Origin of the sequence: Kribbella lupini (assembly GCF_039529595.1) — a bacterium.
GTDB lineage: Bacteria > Actinomycetota > Actinomycetes > Propionibacteriales > Kribbellaceae > Kribbella > Kribbella lupini.
In genome coordinates this window covers 939,729-952,563 of the sequence record NZ_BAAANC010000002.1, presented here as the reverse complement: position 1 = coordinate 952,563, position 12,835 = coordinate 939,729, and the positions used below count along the sequence as shown (strand labels likewise).

Here is a 12,835-nt window from a genome sequence, read left to right as displayed (position 1 = left end):
GTGACTCAGCGTAGGACACGGTCGTGCGAGGTCGCGGATCGATGTCAATAGCTGCAATCCGGTACGCCGTTGGGCGTGTCGCGCAGTAACATCATGCGGCGGTTCGGGCCAGGGGGTGGCAACCGGTCGCCGTACGACTTTTGGGCGGGCCGGCCTTCCACGGCCGCGAACTGGGGAGACGCAGGACAGCATGGCGAATGACGGAGCACCCAAGCCTGGGCACTTCCTGCCCGGCGGCGACGGCGACCAGGCCGCCACGACCCCACCGGCCGCACCACCGCAGCCCTCGGCCGCGCGCTTCGCTCCGCTGGCCGTAGAGCACGCGCCGGCCGCCGGGACGATGCCGGCCGGAGCCCCGGTGGAGCAGGCGTCAACCACTGCGTCCAGCGCCGAAGGCGCGACGGTTCCGGGCGGGCCGGCCTCAACCACCGCGCCCAGCGCCGAAGGCGCGACGGTTCCGGGCGGGCCGGCCTCAACCACCGCGCCCAGCGCCGAAGGCGCGAGGGCTCCGGGCGGCCAGGCTCCCTCTCCCTCCTCTTTCCCCACTCCCACAGGGGGCACGGGGTGGACGCCAGGTGCGGGGACGACTCCGTTGGCTGCGCCGACGCCTCGGTTGGGGGCTGAGGCTCCTGCTGGGCCGCCGCCGTTGCAGGGGTCGCGGATCGGGCCGCCTCCGCCGGGGGACGCTGCGGTCGCCGCGTTCAACGCGCGGTACCGGCCCGAGCCGATTCCGTTCGTGCCGAAGAAGCGGTCGAAGCTGCTGGTCGCCGGGGGCATCCTCGGTGTGATCGTGCTGGTCGGCGGTGTCGCGTTCGGCGGGCTGAAGCTGCTGGCGTCGTACGACGACTACGTCGCGAACCCGATCGGCAAGCCGTCGGTCGTCGGCACCGACGAGCCGGTCCAGGTCAAGCCGGCCGAGGCGGTCCCGGACGCCGTACTGACCGGGCAGAGCAAGCTCTACACGACCGGCAAGCTCAAGGCGGTCGGCTGCAAGGAGCCGGCGTACCGGCCGACGACCAAGGACAACGTTCGCGCGTACAACGAGACGCTGCTCAGCTGCCTGAACAAGGCGTGGGAGCCGGTGGTACGGGCGACCGGCGCCGAGTTCAACCCGCCGAAGCTGGTCATCTTCGACAACGGCCAGGAGACGGCCTGCGGCGTTCACGACAAGGCGGTGAACACGTACTGCCCGGCGGACGGCGGCGTGCTGGCGATGCAGTGGGAGGACTGGCCGGAGGACTACGCCGACAACCGGCCGCTGGCGCGGGTCGACCTGGCCTACGACCTCGGGTACATGTACGCGCTGCACGTCCAGCACCTGACCGGGATCTTCGAGGCGGCGGGATCGATGCAGGACACCGCGCCGAACGAGAAGGCCCGCCTGGAGCTGGACCGGCGACAGGCGCTGCAGGCGGCTTGCCTGGCGTCGGTCTTCCTGACGACGGAGAAGGCGACGTTCCCGCTGCGCGGCGACCTGCTGAAGCAGTACCAGTGGCGCAGCAAGAACAGTGGCGACGAGCTCACCGAGGACAAGGTGCGTGACCACGGCTCTCGCAAGAGCGTTGAGCAGTGGATGGCCCGGGGCTTCGCCAGCGGCGATCCGGCCGCCTGCAACACTTTCACGGCGACCCCCGCCAAGGTCAGCTGACGCGAGAAGACTGGAACCCCGATGACCGACCTCGACCCGCCCACGCCGGCCGCCGAAACACCTGACGCCGGTACGCCCGGCACCGGCTCCACCGGGGCAGGTCGGCAGGACGAGACGACCGAGCTCGCAACCTCCGCGAGCGCCATGGCGGCCGGCGCTACCACCTCTGCCCGGGCCGCCGCCGTCACCGCGGAAGCCGTCGGCTCGTCCGGTCCGATGGATGCCAGGTCCGCCGGCCAGGGCTCGTCCGGCTCGGAGAGCGACGGCTCGTCCGCTGCTGGGGTTACCGGTGCTCCGGCGCCGGGGCACTTTCTGCCTGCTGGGAAGGGGGAGAGTGGGGCCTCCACGGAGGCTGGGCGTCGGCCGGTGCGGCGGGGGCAGCCGATGGAGTTGGGGAAGGCCAAACCGCTGTCGTCGGGGGAGCCGATTCAGCGCAAGGGCGCGCCGTTGCCGACCGAGCCTGGACAGAGTGGGTACGGCGCTCCGCCGCCGGCGCCGCTGGCGGGGGCTCCCTCGACTCCGCTGACCGGAACGCGGCAGCGTGGTGGGGCCCGGCCGGTCGGATGGAACACGCCGTCGGCCCGGCAGGCGCCGCAGTTCACCGATCCGCCGCTGCCTCCGCGACGCAGCCTGCCGAAGCCGGTGCTGGTCAGCGCCGCCGTCGCCGGACTCGTCGCCCTGGTCGGCGCGGCCGTGCTCGGCTACCGCGCGATGGACACCTTCGACACCGTCGCGAACCCGCTCGCCAACCCGTCGGTCAAGCAGACCGAGGCCCCGCTGACGCTGCCGCAGCCGACCGTCACGGTGACCGCCACGCCGGTTCCGGACGCCGTACGGGTGAAGCAGAACGGCCTGTACCGCGCCGGGAAAGTTGCTGCTGGCAACTGTCAGGAGCCGAAGCTCAAGCCGAGCACCGAGGTCGCCGTACTGCGCTACTACCAGGCCCTGCTGCCCTGCCTGAACCGCGCGTGGGCACCGATCGTCCGCAAGGCCGGCTACGAGTTCCGCCCGCCGAAGCTCGTCCTGTGGGCGACCGGCCAGGGCGCGTGCCCGGGTGAGCCCGACGATGTCGCCTACTACTGCAGCGACGGCGAGACCATCACCATGCGCGGCGACCTCGACGCGAAGCTCTTCCGCCAGAACCCGACCTTCGGGCGCGTCGACATGATGGACACCCTGGCGCACGAGTACGGCCATCACGTCCAGCAGCTGACGAACATCCTGATCTCGTCCCACTCGCGCGAAGGCTGGGCCACGACCCCGGCGGCGAAGCTCGAGGAGAACCGCCGGCTGGAGCTCCAGGCCACCTGCCTCGGCGCGGTCTTCCTCGGCGCCAACAAGACCGCTCTGGGCCTCAGCGGCGAACGGCTGACGATGTGGGAGTACCACACCCAGCACTCCGGCGACGAGTACAACCCGAAGAAGATCCGCGACCACGGCTCCCGCAAGAGCCAGTGGGTCTGGGGCGGTCCCGCCTTCAAGTCCGCCAACCCCGCAAGCTGCAACACCTTCGTGGCCCCCGCCGCGAAGGTGAGCTGATGTACCGACGGCACTTCCTGGCCGTCGTCGCCGTACTGGTCGCCACCCTGCTTGCCGGAGGGTGCACGGCGGCTCCCGCGCCCGTCGCCGAGGGTGCGCCGGTCACGTCGACCAGTTCACCTCCGGCGAGTACACCGGCCCCGTCGCCTCTCATCACCGCAGCGCCCCGACCTGTCGACAAGGAGCTCGGCCTGTTGGCGAACGGGCTCTACCGGGCGGGAAAGGTCCCAGCGGTCAGGTGCGGTACGCCGAAGTCCGCGATGAGCTCGAAGGCCGCGATGGTCCGGTTCGCGCGGATTGTGCTCGACTGCCTCAATCGTGCATGGCGCCCGGTGGTCGAGCGATCTTCGAATCTCTTCACCGCGCCGGCGGGCCTCGTCGACTACTCGACCGGGCAGGCGTCTCCGTGCGGCCCGGCGCATGAGGGCGTGTACGGCTTCTACTGCGGCACGAATACCATCATCTACGTCCGGCTGTCCACCTACCTGACCGACGATGCCGACTCCCCGTACGCCGAGGCGGCCGTGATTCACCTGCTGGCGCACGAGTACGGGCACCACGTGCAGAACCTGGTCGGCATCAGTACCTTCTACGCGGAGCGGTACTGGCGCGCCGAGGGGGCGGCGCGGCTGCAGGAGAACCGGCGGCACGAGTTGCAGGGTGAGTGCCTCGCCGCGGCCTTTCTCGGAGCGAACAAGAAGTCGCTACGGCTGACCGGTGCGCGGTACGCGATGATCCAGCAGTCCTTCGGCGGCGGGGATGATCCGGGCGATCGGACGCACGGATCATCCGCCAGCAGCAGAGCCTGGACGGCGGGCGCCTACCGGACAGGCAGCCCGTCAGCCTGCAACACGTTCGTGGCGCCCGCCGCCAAGGTGAGCTGACCACCGCGAAGTCTGGCGCCAACTAACTCCGTACCCCGTAGCCGTCAGAGGGCGAGTTTGAAGCCCTCGTGGCTCATGGTGAAGCCTAGGTTGGTGTAGAAGCGGTGGGCGTCGGTGCGGGACTTGTCCGACGTGAGCTGGACGAGGGAGCAGCCGCGGCGGCGGGATTCGTCCACGGCCCAGTTGATGAGGGTGGTGCCGAGGCCGGTGCCTCGGGTGGAGGGGGCTACGCGGACGGCTTCGATCTGGGCTCGGGTGGCGCCTCGGCGGGAGAGGCCGGGGATGAAGGTGAGCTGGAAGGTGCCGACGACCTCGCCGTTGCGGTCGGCAACGATCAGGAGCTGGTTCGGGTCGGCGTCGAGGGCGGTGAAGGCTTCGGCGTACGGCGTGAGGTCGTCGAGCGACTCCCGGGTGCTGCCGAGCTGGTCGTCGGCGATCAGGGTGACGATTGCGGGGACGTCGGCGAGGGTGGCGCGGCGGATCTCGACGGTGGTCATGCGAGGAGTTTCTCAGGCCGCGACCATCGCGGGCAGCTGCGGGGTCGGCCCGGCGGCTGAACCGGTTAGTTGAGCGGGTCAGCATCCTCCGCCGTCACAGTCCTTGCCTTATGCAATCACATTGCGTTAGCCAGAAGGTGTTTGCGGGGCAGGCAGGGGGGCACGAGTGGTTGAGACACCACTGCACCGCCCGTGGCCGGGGTCGCGTGGAGGCGGTGCGCGTGGCAGCGGGAGCGGGCTCAGTCCGGAAGGAAGATGTCCGATGACCGCACCACTGGCAATCGACTTCACCCAACCCTTCGAGGATGCCTTCGGCAAGCTTCTCGGATTCATTCCCAACCTGCTCGGCGGCCTGGTCATCCTGGCGGTCGGGTACTTCGTGGCGAAACTGCTCGGCAAGCTGGTCGGCAAGGTGCTCGGCAAGGTCGGGTTCGACCAGTGGATGGAACGGGCCGGCGTGTCCGGCGTCCTGCAGCGGTCCGGCACGGGGCTGACCGCTTCGGCGATGCTCGGCAAGGTCGTGTTCTGGTTCGTGTTCCTGATCAGCTTCACGATGTTCGCCTCCGCGCTCGGCGTACCGGAGATCTCGAACTTCATGAGCTCGATGCTCGGCTACATCCCGCGGATCTTCGCCGCGATCGTGATCGTCTGCCTGGCGGCGCTGTTCGCGAACTTCCTGGCCGCGATCATCCGCGGTGCCACCGGCAACGAGACGCTGGCCAAGGTCGGCAGGTACGCGATCCTGGTGTACGCCGCGTTCGCCGCGCTGACGCAGCTGGGCATCGCGGTCCAGCTCACCGGCAACACCCTGCTGATCGTGCTCGGTGGTGTGGCGCTCGCGCTGGGTCTGGCTTTCGGCCTCGGGGGCCGCGAGATGGCCGGCGAGGCGCTGCGCACGCTGTTCGACCGGGGTCAGGCGATGGCCGCGAACCGTCCCGCGGGCGGTGCGGACACGTCGTACCAGAACGGTGCCGACGCGTCGTACCAGAACGGGAACGGGTACCAGAACGGTCAGGGGAACGGTTACCAGACTGATCAGTCCGGCTACCCGAGTGAGCAGCAGTACCCGGCGACCCACGGTGCACCGCAGGCCGGCGGCTACTCGAACGGTACGACGGGTGCCAACGGCAACTGGACCGGTGACAACGGCAACTGGTCGGACGGCCAGCGCTAGACCCTCTTGCCGGTGGGGTCACCACCGGGAGGAGTTACCCGGGTGGGTGCGATCGGATCGGATCGCACCCACCCGGTTTGTCATGCCTGCTGCGCGTCCGGACCGGCGCGGCGGACGTCCTCGACCTTGGTCATCGCGTCGCGGAGGTCCTTGAGCCAGGTCTCGCTGTGCTGGGCGACCAGCTTCACGCACCAGCCGAGGGCGTCGCTGCGGGAGCGGGCCACGCCGGCGTCGACGAGGGTGTCGAGGACCTGGCGCTCGGGCTGGCGCAGTCGGGTCATCACGGGGGCGGACAGAGAGGTGAACACCGTACGGGTCTCACCGCAGCGGACGCCCCAGGCGACCTTGCGGCGGGTCGAGTGCTCGAGCTCGCGGGCGATCTCGATGCGGCGCTCACGGGTGTCCTCACGGAACTGCTTGATCCGGCCCTCTTCGGCGGCGGACCGTGCGGCCGGACTGACGTCCCCGGCCTGCTCGGGCGCGGCGATGGTGCCGACGATCAGGATCTCGTCCCGATCGTGGCTCACCTCCGGGGCGCCTTCGAACCACTCCTGCGGGAGGCGGCCGGTCAGCCAGCCGCTTACCCGCTCATCATCTGTACTCATGCTTACATGATTACACCGCAATCAAAATCTTGTCAGTAGGTGGGCCGAGCCGGCTCGCGGTGGAGCCGGCCCTTGCCTGGAGTTCTCGGGTGGAGAGACTGGCGTGTGGTTGGTCGCCGCGGTTCCGCCGGGTGAGGTTGTTGGAACTTCTCGCCGCTGCCGGCGGCGACAGAGCGTAGAGAGCCTGGCTCGGGGGTGTGCGGTCGCCCGCCAGCCCGCCAGCCCGCCAGCCCGCCAGCCAGCCCGCCAGCCCGCCAGCCAGCCAGCCAGCCCGCCAGCCCGCCAGCCAGCCAGCCAGCCCGCCTGCCGCCCGCCAGCCAGCCCGCCTGCCGCCGGCCCGCCAGCCAGCCCGCCTGCCCGCCTGCCCGCCTGCCGCCGGCCCGCCAGCCAGCCCGCCTGCCGCCCGCCAGCCCGCCAGCCCGCCAGCCAGCCAGAGAGCCCGCCTGCCGCCTGCCCGCCTGCCGCCGGCCCGCCAGCCAGCCCGCCTGCCGCCCGCCAGCCAGCCAGCCCGCCTGCCGCCGGCCCGCCAGCCAGCCAGAGAGCCCGCCTGCCCGCCTGCCCGCCTGCCGCCGGCCCGCCAGCCCGCTCGCCAGCCCGCTCGCTCGCCCGCCAGCCCGCTCGCCCGCCTGCCCGCCTGCCCGCCTGCCGCCGGCCCGCCAGCCCGCTCGCCCGCCAGCCCGCTTGCTCGCTTGCCTGCTTGCCCGCCGGCTCGCCCGCTCGCTCGCCGCTTGCCTGCCGCCCGCCTGGCCGCCCGCCCACCTGGTGGCGGACGGCGGGGCCCGCGGCGGGGAGGTCAGGCGGGGGCGTTCGACCTGTACGCCGTGCGGATGGTGGTGTGGGCTTCGGGGGCCGCCTCGGTGTGGTCCAGGCCTAGGAGGATGGCGCCTACTACGGGTGGGACCTCGACGATCTGGGGGATTGCTTGGGGAGCCGCTGCTGCTAGTTGGGTGGTGATCTCCTCCAGGAGGAGGGGGTGGTTGGCGGTGAGGACTCCGCCGCCGAGGATCACCGGGGTGGGCTCGTTGAGGAGGTCCAGGCGGCGTAGGGCTACTACGGCCATCGTGACGATTTCTTCGGCTTGGCGGTGGACTACCGCGGTGGCCACGGGGTCGCCGGCGGCGGCGACCTGGAAGAGGATCGGGGTGGCTTCCAGGCGGCGTACGGCGGGGATGTCGCCCAGGTGCATGGCCTCGATGAGTTCGGGCATCGAGTGGACGCCGAAGTGCTGGGGAAGGACGGTCATCAGGGCGGTGGCCGGGCCGCGGCCGTCGTCGGCTCGGGCGGCTGCCCAAATCGCCTCTTCGGCGAGTTGCTGGCCGCCGCCCCAGTCGCCGGAGATGCGGCCGACGGCGGGGAAGCGGGCGGTGCGGCCGTCCGGCAGTAGGCCGCAGCAGTTGATGCCGGCGCCGCAGACGACCGCCACTCCGCGGGGCTCGTCGAGGCCGGCGCGGAGGAGGGCGAAGGTGTCGTTGGCGACGTGGACCCGCGAGGCCCAGCCGTAGGAGCGGAAGGCGTCGGCCAGGCGCTCCTCCTCGATGGGGAGATCCGCGTTCGCCAGGCACGCGGAGATCTGTTCCACCAAAGGGGGGTGGGAGGGGGAGCCTGCCGCCCCGAAGCGCCTGCCGCCTTCGGCGACGGCGCCTGTGGTGAGGCCCGGCTCCAGGGCGAGGCCGTCCGCTCTGCCGCCTCCGGCGAGCAGACCCGGGCTGCCGCCGAAAGGCAGCCCGGCAGCGCGCGCCGCAGTCGCGACCAGGGGCAGGAGGCCGTCGACGGCTGCCTGGGCGCCCACGAGGTGGGGCTCGAAGCCGCCGCCTCGGGCGGTGCCGAGGACGGTGCCGTCGGGGGCTACCAGGGCGACGTCCGTCTTGCTGTTGCCGGCGTCGAAGGCGAGGACTCCTCCAGGGACCAGGGGTGCCTGGAGGGCCTCGGCTTCGTTCGCCACGGTCACGCCCACGGGAGGTACTCGCGGTTGTGGGCGAGCAGCTTGTCGGTGAGTGCCCGGGCGTACTCGATCTGCCCGATCAGCGGGTGCGCCAGCAACGCGGTGAACACGCGGTCCGCACCACCCTTCAAAGCTGCTTCGAGAGCCAGATTCTCGTACGCCGTGACGTTCGCGACCAGCCCGGCGTACAGCGGCTCGAGGGGTGAGATCGGCAGCGGCGTCGTACCGGAGGCTCCGACCGTGGCCGGGACCTCGATGACGGCGTCGTCGGGCAGGAACGGCAGCGCGCCGTTGTTCAGCGTGTTGACGACCTGGACGTCGCCCGTGTCGTTCAGCAACGACGACGCCAGCGCGACCGCGGCCTCGGAGTAGTACGCGCCACCGCGCTGCTCCAGCAGGGCGGGCTTCTCGTCCAGCGCGGGATCGGCGTACAGGTCGAGCAGCTGCTTCTCGATCGCCGCGACCTCGGCGGCCCGCGACGGCTTCTCCAGCAGCTCGCGGACGACCTCGTCGTGCGCGTAGAAGTAGCGCAGGTAGTACGACGGTACGACGCCCAGCTGCAGCAGCAGCTCCGCAGGCAGCTTCAGATCCGCTGCCAGCTCGCCCACGTGCGAGGCGAGCAACGACGGCAGGTGATCAACCCCGTCGACCCGTACGGCGCGCTCCCACGTCAGGTGGTTCAGCCCGACGTGATCCAGCGCGACCTCCTCCGGCGTCACCCCGAGCAGCCGCGCGAACCGCCGCTGGAACCCGATGGCCACGTTGCACAGCCCGACGGCCTTGTGCCCCTCGGACAGCAGCGCGCGCGTGACGATGCCGACCGGGTTGGTGAAGTCGACGATCCACGCGTCCGGGTTCGTACGGCGTACGCGCTCGGCGATGTCCAGCACCACAGGCACGGTTCGCAGAGCCTTCGCGAGCCCGCCCGCGCCGGTCGTCTCCTGACCGACGCAACCGCACTCGAGCGGCCACGTCTCGTCCTGGTTGCGGGCCGCCTGACCGCCGACCCGGAGCTGCAGCAGGACGGCGTCCGCGCCGTCGATGCCCGCGTCCAGGTCGCTGGTCGTGGTGACCTTGCCGGGATGTCCTTGTTTGGCGAAGATCCGCTGGGCCAGACCACCGACCAGTTCGAGCCGGTCCGCGGCCGGGTCGACCAGGACGAGTTCGTCCACCGGCAGCGAGTCACGCAGCCGGGCGAACCCGTCGACCAGCTCGGGAGTGTAGGTGGATCCGCCGCCTACGACTGTGAGTTTCAACCTTTGACCCCTGTGAGTGTGACGCCTTCGATGAAGGCCTTTTGGGCGAAGAAGAACAAGATGATCACCGGTGCCATCACCAGCAAGGTGGCGGCCATGGTGAGGTTCCAGTTGGTGTGGTGGGCGCCCTTGAAGGACTCCAGGCCGTAGCTCAGGGTCCAGGCCGCCGGGTTCTCGGACGCGTAGATCTGCGGGCCGAAGTAGTCGTTCCAGCAGTAGAAGAACTGGAACAGCGCGACCGCGGCGATGGCCGGCCGGGCCATCGGCAGCACGATCCGGACCAGCGCCTTGAACTCGCCGCAGCCGTCCACCTTCGCGGCGTCGACGTAGTCCTTCGGGATAGTCAGCAGGAACTGCCGGAGCAGGAAGATCGAGAAGGCGTCGGTGAACGCCATCGGGATGATCAGCGGCCACAGCGTCCCGGACAGGTGCAGCTGCTTGGCCCAGAACAGGTACATCGGCACGATCACCACCTGCGGCGGCAGCATCATCGTCGCGATCACCAGCATCAGCGCGAAGTTGCGGCCGCGGAACTTGAAGCGGGCCAGCGCGTAGGCGACGGGGATGCTGGACAGCAGCGTCAGCGCGGTGCCCAGCCCGGCGTACAGGAGGGTGTTCTTCCACCAGGTCAGGAAGCCCGGGGTCTCCCACACCGTGCGCAGGTTCTCCCAGTGCCAGGCGTCCGGCCACAGGTCGCGGGTCAGCGCCTGCTGGTCGCTCATCAGCGCGGTCAGGGCCACGAACACGAACGGCAGCAGGAAGAACAGCGCGGCCGCGATCGCCAGGGAATGCACGGCGATCCAGTTCAGGAACCTGGTACGCCGTGCTGTGCGTCCCGCCGCGGTCAGCTGCACCGAAGCGGCGGTCAGGGAAGGGGAAGTCGTCATCGTCATCGTTCGGCCACGCCCCTCAGTCGTCCGTGCCCAGGAAGCCGCTGCGGCGGCGCATCAGTACGGCGGTGAACACCATCGCGAGCGCGAACAGCACCAGCGCGACCACACTCGCGCCACCGGTGTCGAACCGCTGGAACCCGAGGTTGTAGACCAGCTGCGGCAGCGTCAGGGTCGAGTTCTCCGGGTAGCCGGGCTGGAACTGTTGCCCTGAGCCACCGATCACGCCGCTCGCGACCTTCCCGGCCACCAGGGGCTGGGTGTAGTACTGCATGGTCTGGATGATTCCGGTGACGACCGCGAACAGCACGATCGGCGAGATGTTCGGCAGCGTGACGAAGCGGAACTTCTGCCACGCCCCGGCGCCGTCCAGCGACGCCGCCTCGTACTGGTCCTGCGGTACGTCGAGCAGCGAGGCCATGAAGATCACCATCAGGTCGCCGATCCCCCACAGCGCCAGCAGCGTCAGCGCCGGCTTCGACCAGGCCGGGTCGTTGAACCAGCCCGGCTGAGGGAGCCCGATGCTGCCGAGGATGTTGTTCACCGGACCGGTGCCCGGGTTGAGCAGGAACGCGAACGCCATCGTCGCGGCTACCGGCGGAGCCAGGTACGGCAGGTAGAAGGCGGTCCGGAAGAACCCGGCGCCGGTCTTCACCTTGGTGATCAGCATCCCGATGCCGAGCCCGAACAGGACCCGCAGGGTGACCATCACGATCACGAGCCACAGCGTGTTGCGCAGGGCCGGCCAGAAGAACGGGTAGTCGTTGAAGACGTAGGACCAGTTCTTCAGGCCGGTCCAGGTCGGCGGCGTGAACCCGTCGTACTTCATGAAGCTGAAGTAGACGGTCGAGATCAGCGGGTAGAGGAAGAAGACGCTGACGCCGATCAGCCAGGGGGACAGGAAGGCGAGGATGCGGAGCCGGTCCCGGCGCTGCTTGCTCCGCAGCCCGGGTGCCGGCTTCAGCACGGTGGAGGCGGTCGTCATCACTTGGCCTGCGCGAGGTCCTTGTCGATCTGCTGGTCGGTCTTCGCCAGGCCGCCGGCCAGATCGGTCTGCTTGCCGGCCTCGAAGGCGAAGCCGAAGTCCTGCAGGGTGAGCTGGTACGCGCCACCGTTCGGGCTGGCCGGCGTGGTGCTGCTCTTCGGGTGCTGGGCGATCTCCAGGAAGACCTTGAAGTTGTCGTCGGCCTGCAGCTTGGGCGACTTCAGCGCGTCCAGCGTGGACGGCACGTTGTGGATCGCGTTGGCGAAGTTGACCACGGCGTCGGTGTCGGTGGTCATGTACTTGACCAGTTCCCAGGCCGCGTTCTGCTTCTCGCTGGTGCTGGCGATCCCGATGACCGTGCCGGACAGGTAGCCCTTGCCGTAGCTGTCGACCTGGTCGTCCGGGACCGGGAACGGCGCGACGCCGATCTCGAACTTGGTCCCGGCTTCCTTGGCCATCCCGAGCCGCCACTCACCGTCGATCGCCATCGCGACCTGGCCGGTGTGGAAGGGGTTCTTGGCGCCGAACTCGTCACCGAAGGTGGCCCGGTACTTCTCCAGCTTGGCGAAGCCGCCGAGCTCGGCGACCAGGTTCTTCTGCCAGGTCAGCATCTTGCCGAAGGCCGGGTCGGCGGCCAGGTTCGACTTGCCGTCGGCGGTGAAGTACGTCGGGTTCCACTGCGCGGCGAAGTGCGTGGTGGTCGACTCGTAGCCGTGGAAGTTCGGCATGAAGCCGAGCTGGCTGAAGCTGTCGCCCTTGGCCTTGGTCAGCTTCTTGGCCGCGGCGTCGAACTCCGACAGCGTCTTCGGCGGCGCCGTGATGCCGGCCGCCTTGAACGCGTCCTTGTTGTAGTACAGGCCGTACGCGTCGTTCAGCAGCGGCAGCGTGCAGCGGGTGCCCTCGAACTGGGTGTAGTCCTGCAGCGCCTTCGGGAAGGTCTTGTCCAGGTCGACGTTCGACTTCTCCAGGAACGGCTTCAGGTCCGCGAAGACCTTCGACTGGCAGAACGTGCCGACGTTGTCGGTGGTGAACGACGAGACCACGTCCGGCGAGTTCGGGCCGCCGGCCCGCAGCGCCTGCTTGATCTTGTCGTCGTTGATGTTGCCGACGACCTTGACCTTGATGTTGGGGTGCGCGGCCTCGAAGGCCTTCACGTTGGCGTCGATCGCGGCGGCCTCGCTGGGCGCGGACCAGCCGTGCCAGAAGGTGATCGTGGTCTCCTGCGTGGCGTCGTCGCTGGCCGGCGGCGCGCTCGACGTACCGGTGCAGGCGGTGGCGAGCAGCGCGACCGCGGCGGCGGCGAGCGCGGCCCGGTGAGTTGCCCTGTGGACACGGGACATGGCGTTTCTCCCTGATCTGGCGCGTACGGATCCACCGGAGCAGGTCGCTGACCTGTCCGTTGGGGGTTGTCGAAG

At 69.9% G+C, this 12,835-nt stretch carries 11 protein-coding genes; 4 read left to right on the top strand and 7 right to left on the bottom strand.

The features are described from left to right. Window positions 1–592 precede the first annotated feature (592 nt). Genes ABD235_RS17745 through ABD235_RS17735 form a run of 3 tightly spaced genes read left to right on the top strand, consistent with a single transcriptional unit; the run spans window position 593 to window position 4,071 of the window. The gene (locus ABD235_RS17745; protein WP_344175298.1) at window positions 593–1,648 is read left to right on the top strand and encodes a neutral zinc metallopeptidase; all 1,056 of its coding nucleotides are present in this window, start codon (window positions 593–595) and stop codon (window positions 1,646–1,648) included. 21 nt (window positions 1,649–1,669) lie between these two features. Beyond that, entirely contained in the window at window positions 1,670–3,187 is a 1,518-nt protein-coding gene (locus ABD235_RS17740) for a neutral zinc metallopeptidase (protein ID WP_344175297.1), read from the top strand. Further along, on the top strand, window positions 3,187–4,071 hold the full coding sequence (locus ABD235_RS17735; RefSeq protein WP_344175296.1) for a neutral zinc metallopeptidase: 885 nt from the start codon (window positions 3,187–3,189) through the stop codon (window positions 4,069–4,071). Before ABD235_RS17740 ends, ABD235_RS17735 begins: the two co-directional genes overlap by 1 nt. Before the next feature lie 44 nt (window positions 4,072–4,115). On the opposite strand, the gene ABD235_RS17730 is transcribed toward ABD235_RS17735, so the two are convergent. Further along, the gene (locus ABD235_RS17730) at window positions 4,116–4,568 is read right to left on the bottom strand and encodes a GNAT family N-acetyltransferase (protein ID WP_344175295.1); all 453 of its coding nucleotides are present in this window, start codon (window positions 4,566–4,568) and stop codon (window positions 4,116–4,118) included. A gap of 262 nt (window positions 4,569–4,830) precedes the next feature. Here ABD235_RS17730 and ABD235_RS17725 point away from each other — a divergent pair, with 262 nt between their 5' ends. Beyond that, complete coding sequence (locus ABD235_RS17725; protein WP_344175294.1) at window positions 4,831–5,742, top strand: mechanosensitive ion channel family protein; 912 nt, start codon at window positions 4,831–4,833, stop codon at window positions 5,740–5,742. Window positions 5,743–5,822: 80 nt separating this feature from the next. Here the strand turns inward: ABD235_RS17725 and ABD235_RS17720 are convergent, their stop codons facing one another. The 6 genes from ABD235_RS17720 to ABD235_RS17695 form a co-directional block, all read right to left on the bottom strand. Next, window positions 5,823–6,347 (bottom strand): hypothetical protein, encoded by a 525-nt coding sequence (locus ABD235_RS17720; RefSeq protein WP_344175293.1) that lies wholly within the window; start codon window positions 6,345–6,347, stop codon window positions 5,823–5,825. 793 nt (window positions 6,348–7,140) lie between these two features. Next, on the bottom strand, window positions 7,141–8,301 hold the full coding sequence (locus ABD235_RS17715) for an N-acetylglucosamine kinase (protein WP_344175292.1): 1,161 nt from the start codon (window positions 8,299–8,301) through the stop codon (window positions 7,141–7,143). After that, window positions 8,292–9,545: a 6-phospho-beta-glucosidase gene (locus tag ABD235_RS17710; RefSeq protein ID WP_344175291.1), complete on the bottom strand. Its 1,254-nt coding sequence runs from the start codon at window positions 9,543–9,545 to the stop codon at window positions 8,292–8,294. The genes ABD235_RS17715 and ABD235_RS17710 overlap by 10 nt, the downstream gene beginning before the upstream one ends. Then, on the bottom strand, window positions 9,542–10,432 hold the full coding sequence (locus ABD235_RS17705; RefSeq protein WP_344175290.1) for a carbohydrate ABC transporter permease: 891 nt from the start codon (window positions 10,430–10,432) through the stop codon (window positions 9,542–9,544). Before ABD235_RS17705 ends, ABD235_RS17710 begins: the two co-directional genes overlap by 4 nt. Before the next feature lie 22 nt (window positions 10,433–10,454). Continuing rightward, window positions 10,455–11,420, bottom strand: coding sequence for a carbohydrate ABC transporter permease (locus ABD235_RS17700; RefSeq protein ID WP_344175289.1), 966 nt, complete (start codon window positions 11,418–11,420; stop codon window positions 10,455–10,457). After that, window positions 11,420–12,760: an ABC transporter substrate-binding protein gene (locus tag ABD235_RS17695; RefSeq protein ID WP_344175288.1), complete on the bottom strand. Its 1,341-nt coding sequence runs from the start codon at window positions 12,758–12,760 to the stop codon at window positions 11,420–11,422. The genes ABD235_RS17700 and ABD235_RS17695 overlap by 1 nt, the downstream gene beginning before the upstream one ends. Window positions 12,761–12,835: the final 75 nt, after the last annotated feature.

Excerpts from the sequence above, each read along its gene's own strand:
- ABD235_RS17740 (WP_344175297.1), top strand. The coding sequence starts at position 1,670 with ATGACCGACCTCGACCCGCCCACGCCGGCCGCCGAAACACCTGACGCC.
- ABD235_RS17735 (WP_344175296.1), top strand. The coding sequence starts at position 3,187 with ATGTACCGACGGCACTTCCTGGCCGTCGTCGCCGTACTGGTCGCCACC.
- ABD235_RS17730 (WP_344175295.1), bottom strand. The coding sequence starts at position 4,568 with ATGACCACCGTCGAGATCCGCCGCGCCACCCTCGCCGACGTCCCCGCA.
- ABD235_RS17725 (WP_344175294.1), top strand. The coding sequence starts at position 4,831 with ATGACCGCACCACTGGCAATCGACTTCACCCAACCCTTCGAGGATGCC.
- ABD235_RS17720 (WP_344175293.1), bottom strand. The coding sequence starts at position 6,347 with ATGAGTACAGATGATGAGCGGGTAAGCGGCTGGCTGACCGGCCGCCTC.
- ABD235_RS17705 (WP_344175290.1), bottom strand. The coding sequence starts at position 10,432 with ATGACGACTTCCCCTTCCCTGACCGCCGCTTCGGTGCAGCTGACCGCG.
- ABD235_RS17700 (WP_344175289.1), bottom strand. The coding sequence starts at position 11,420 with ATGACGACCGCCTCCACCGTGCTGAAGCCGGCACCCGGGCTGCGGAGC.
- ABD235_RS17695 (WP_344175288.1), bottom strand. The coding sequence starts at position 12,760 with ATGTCCCGTGTCCACAGGGCAACTCACCGGGCCGCGCTCGCCGCCGCC.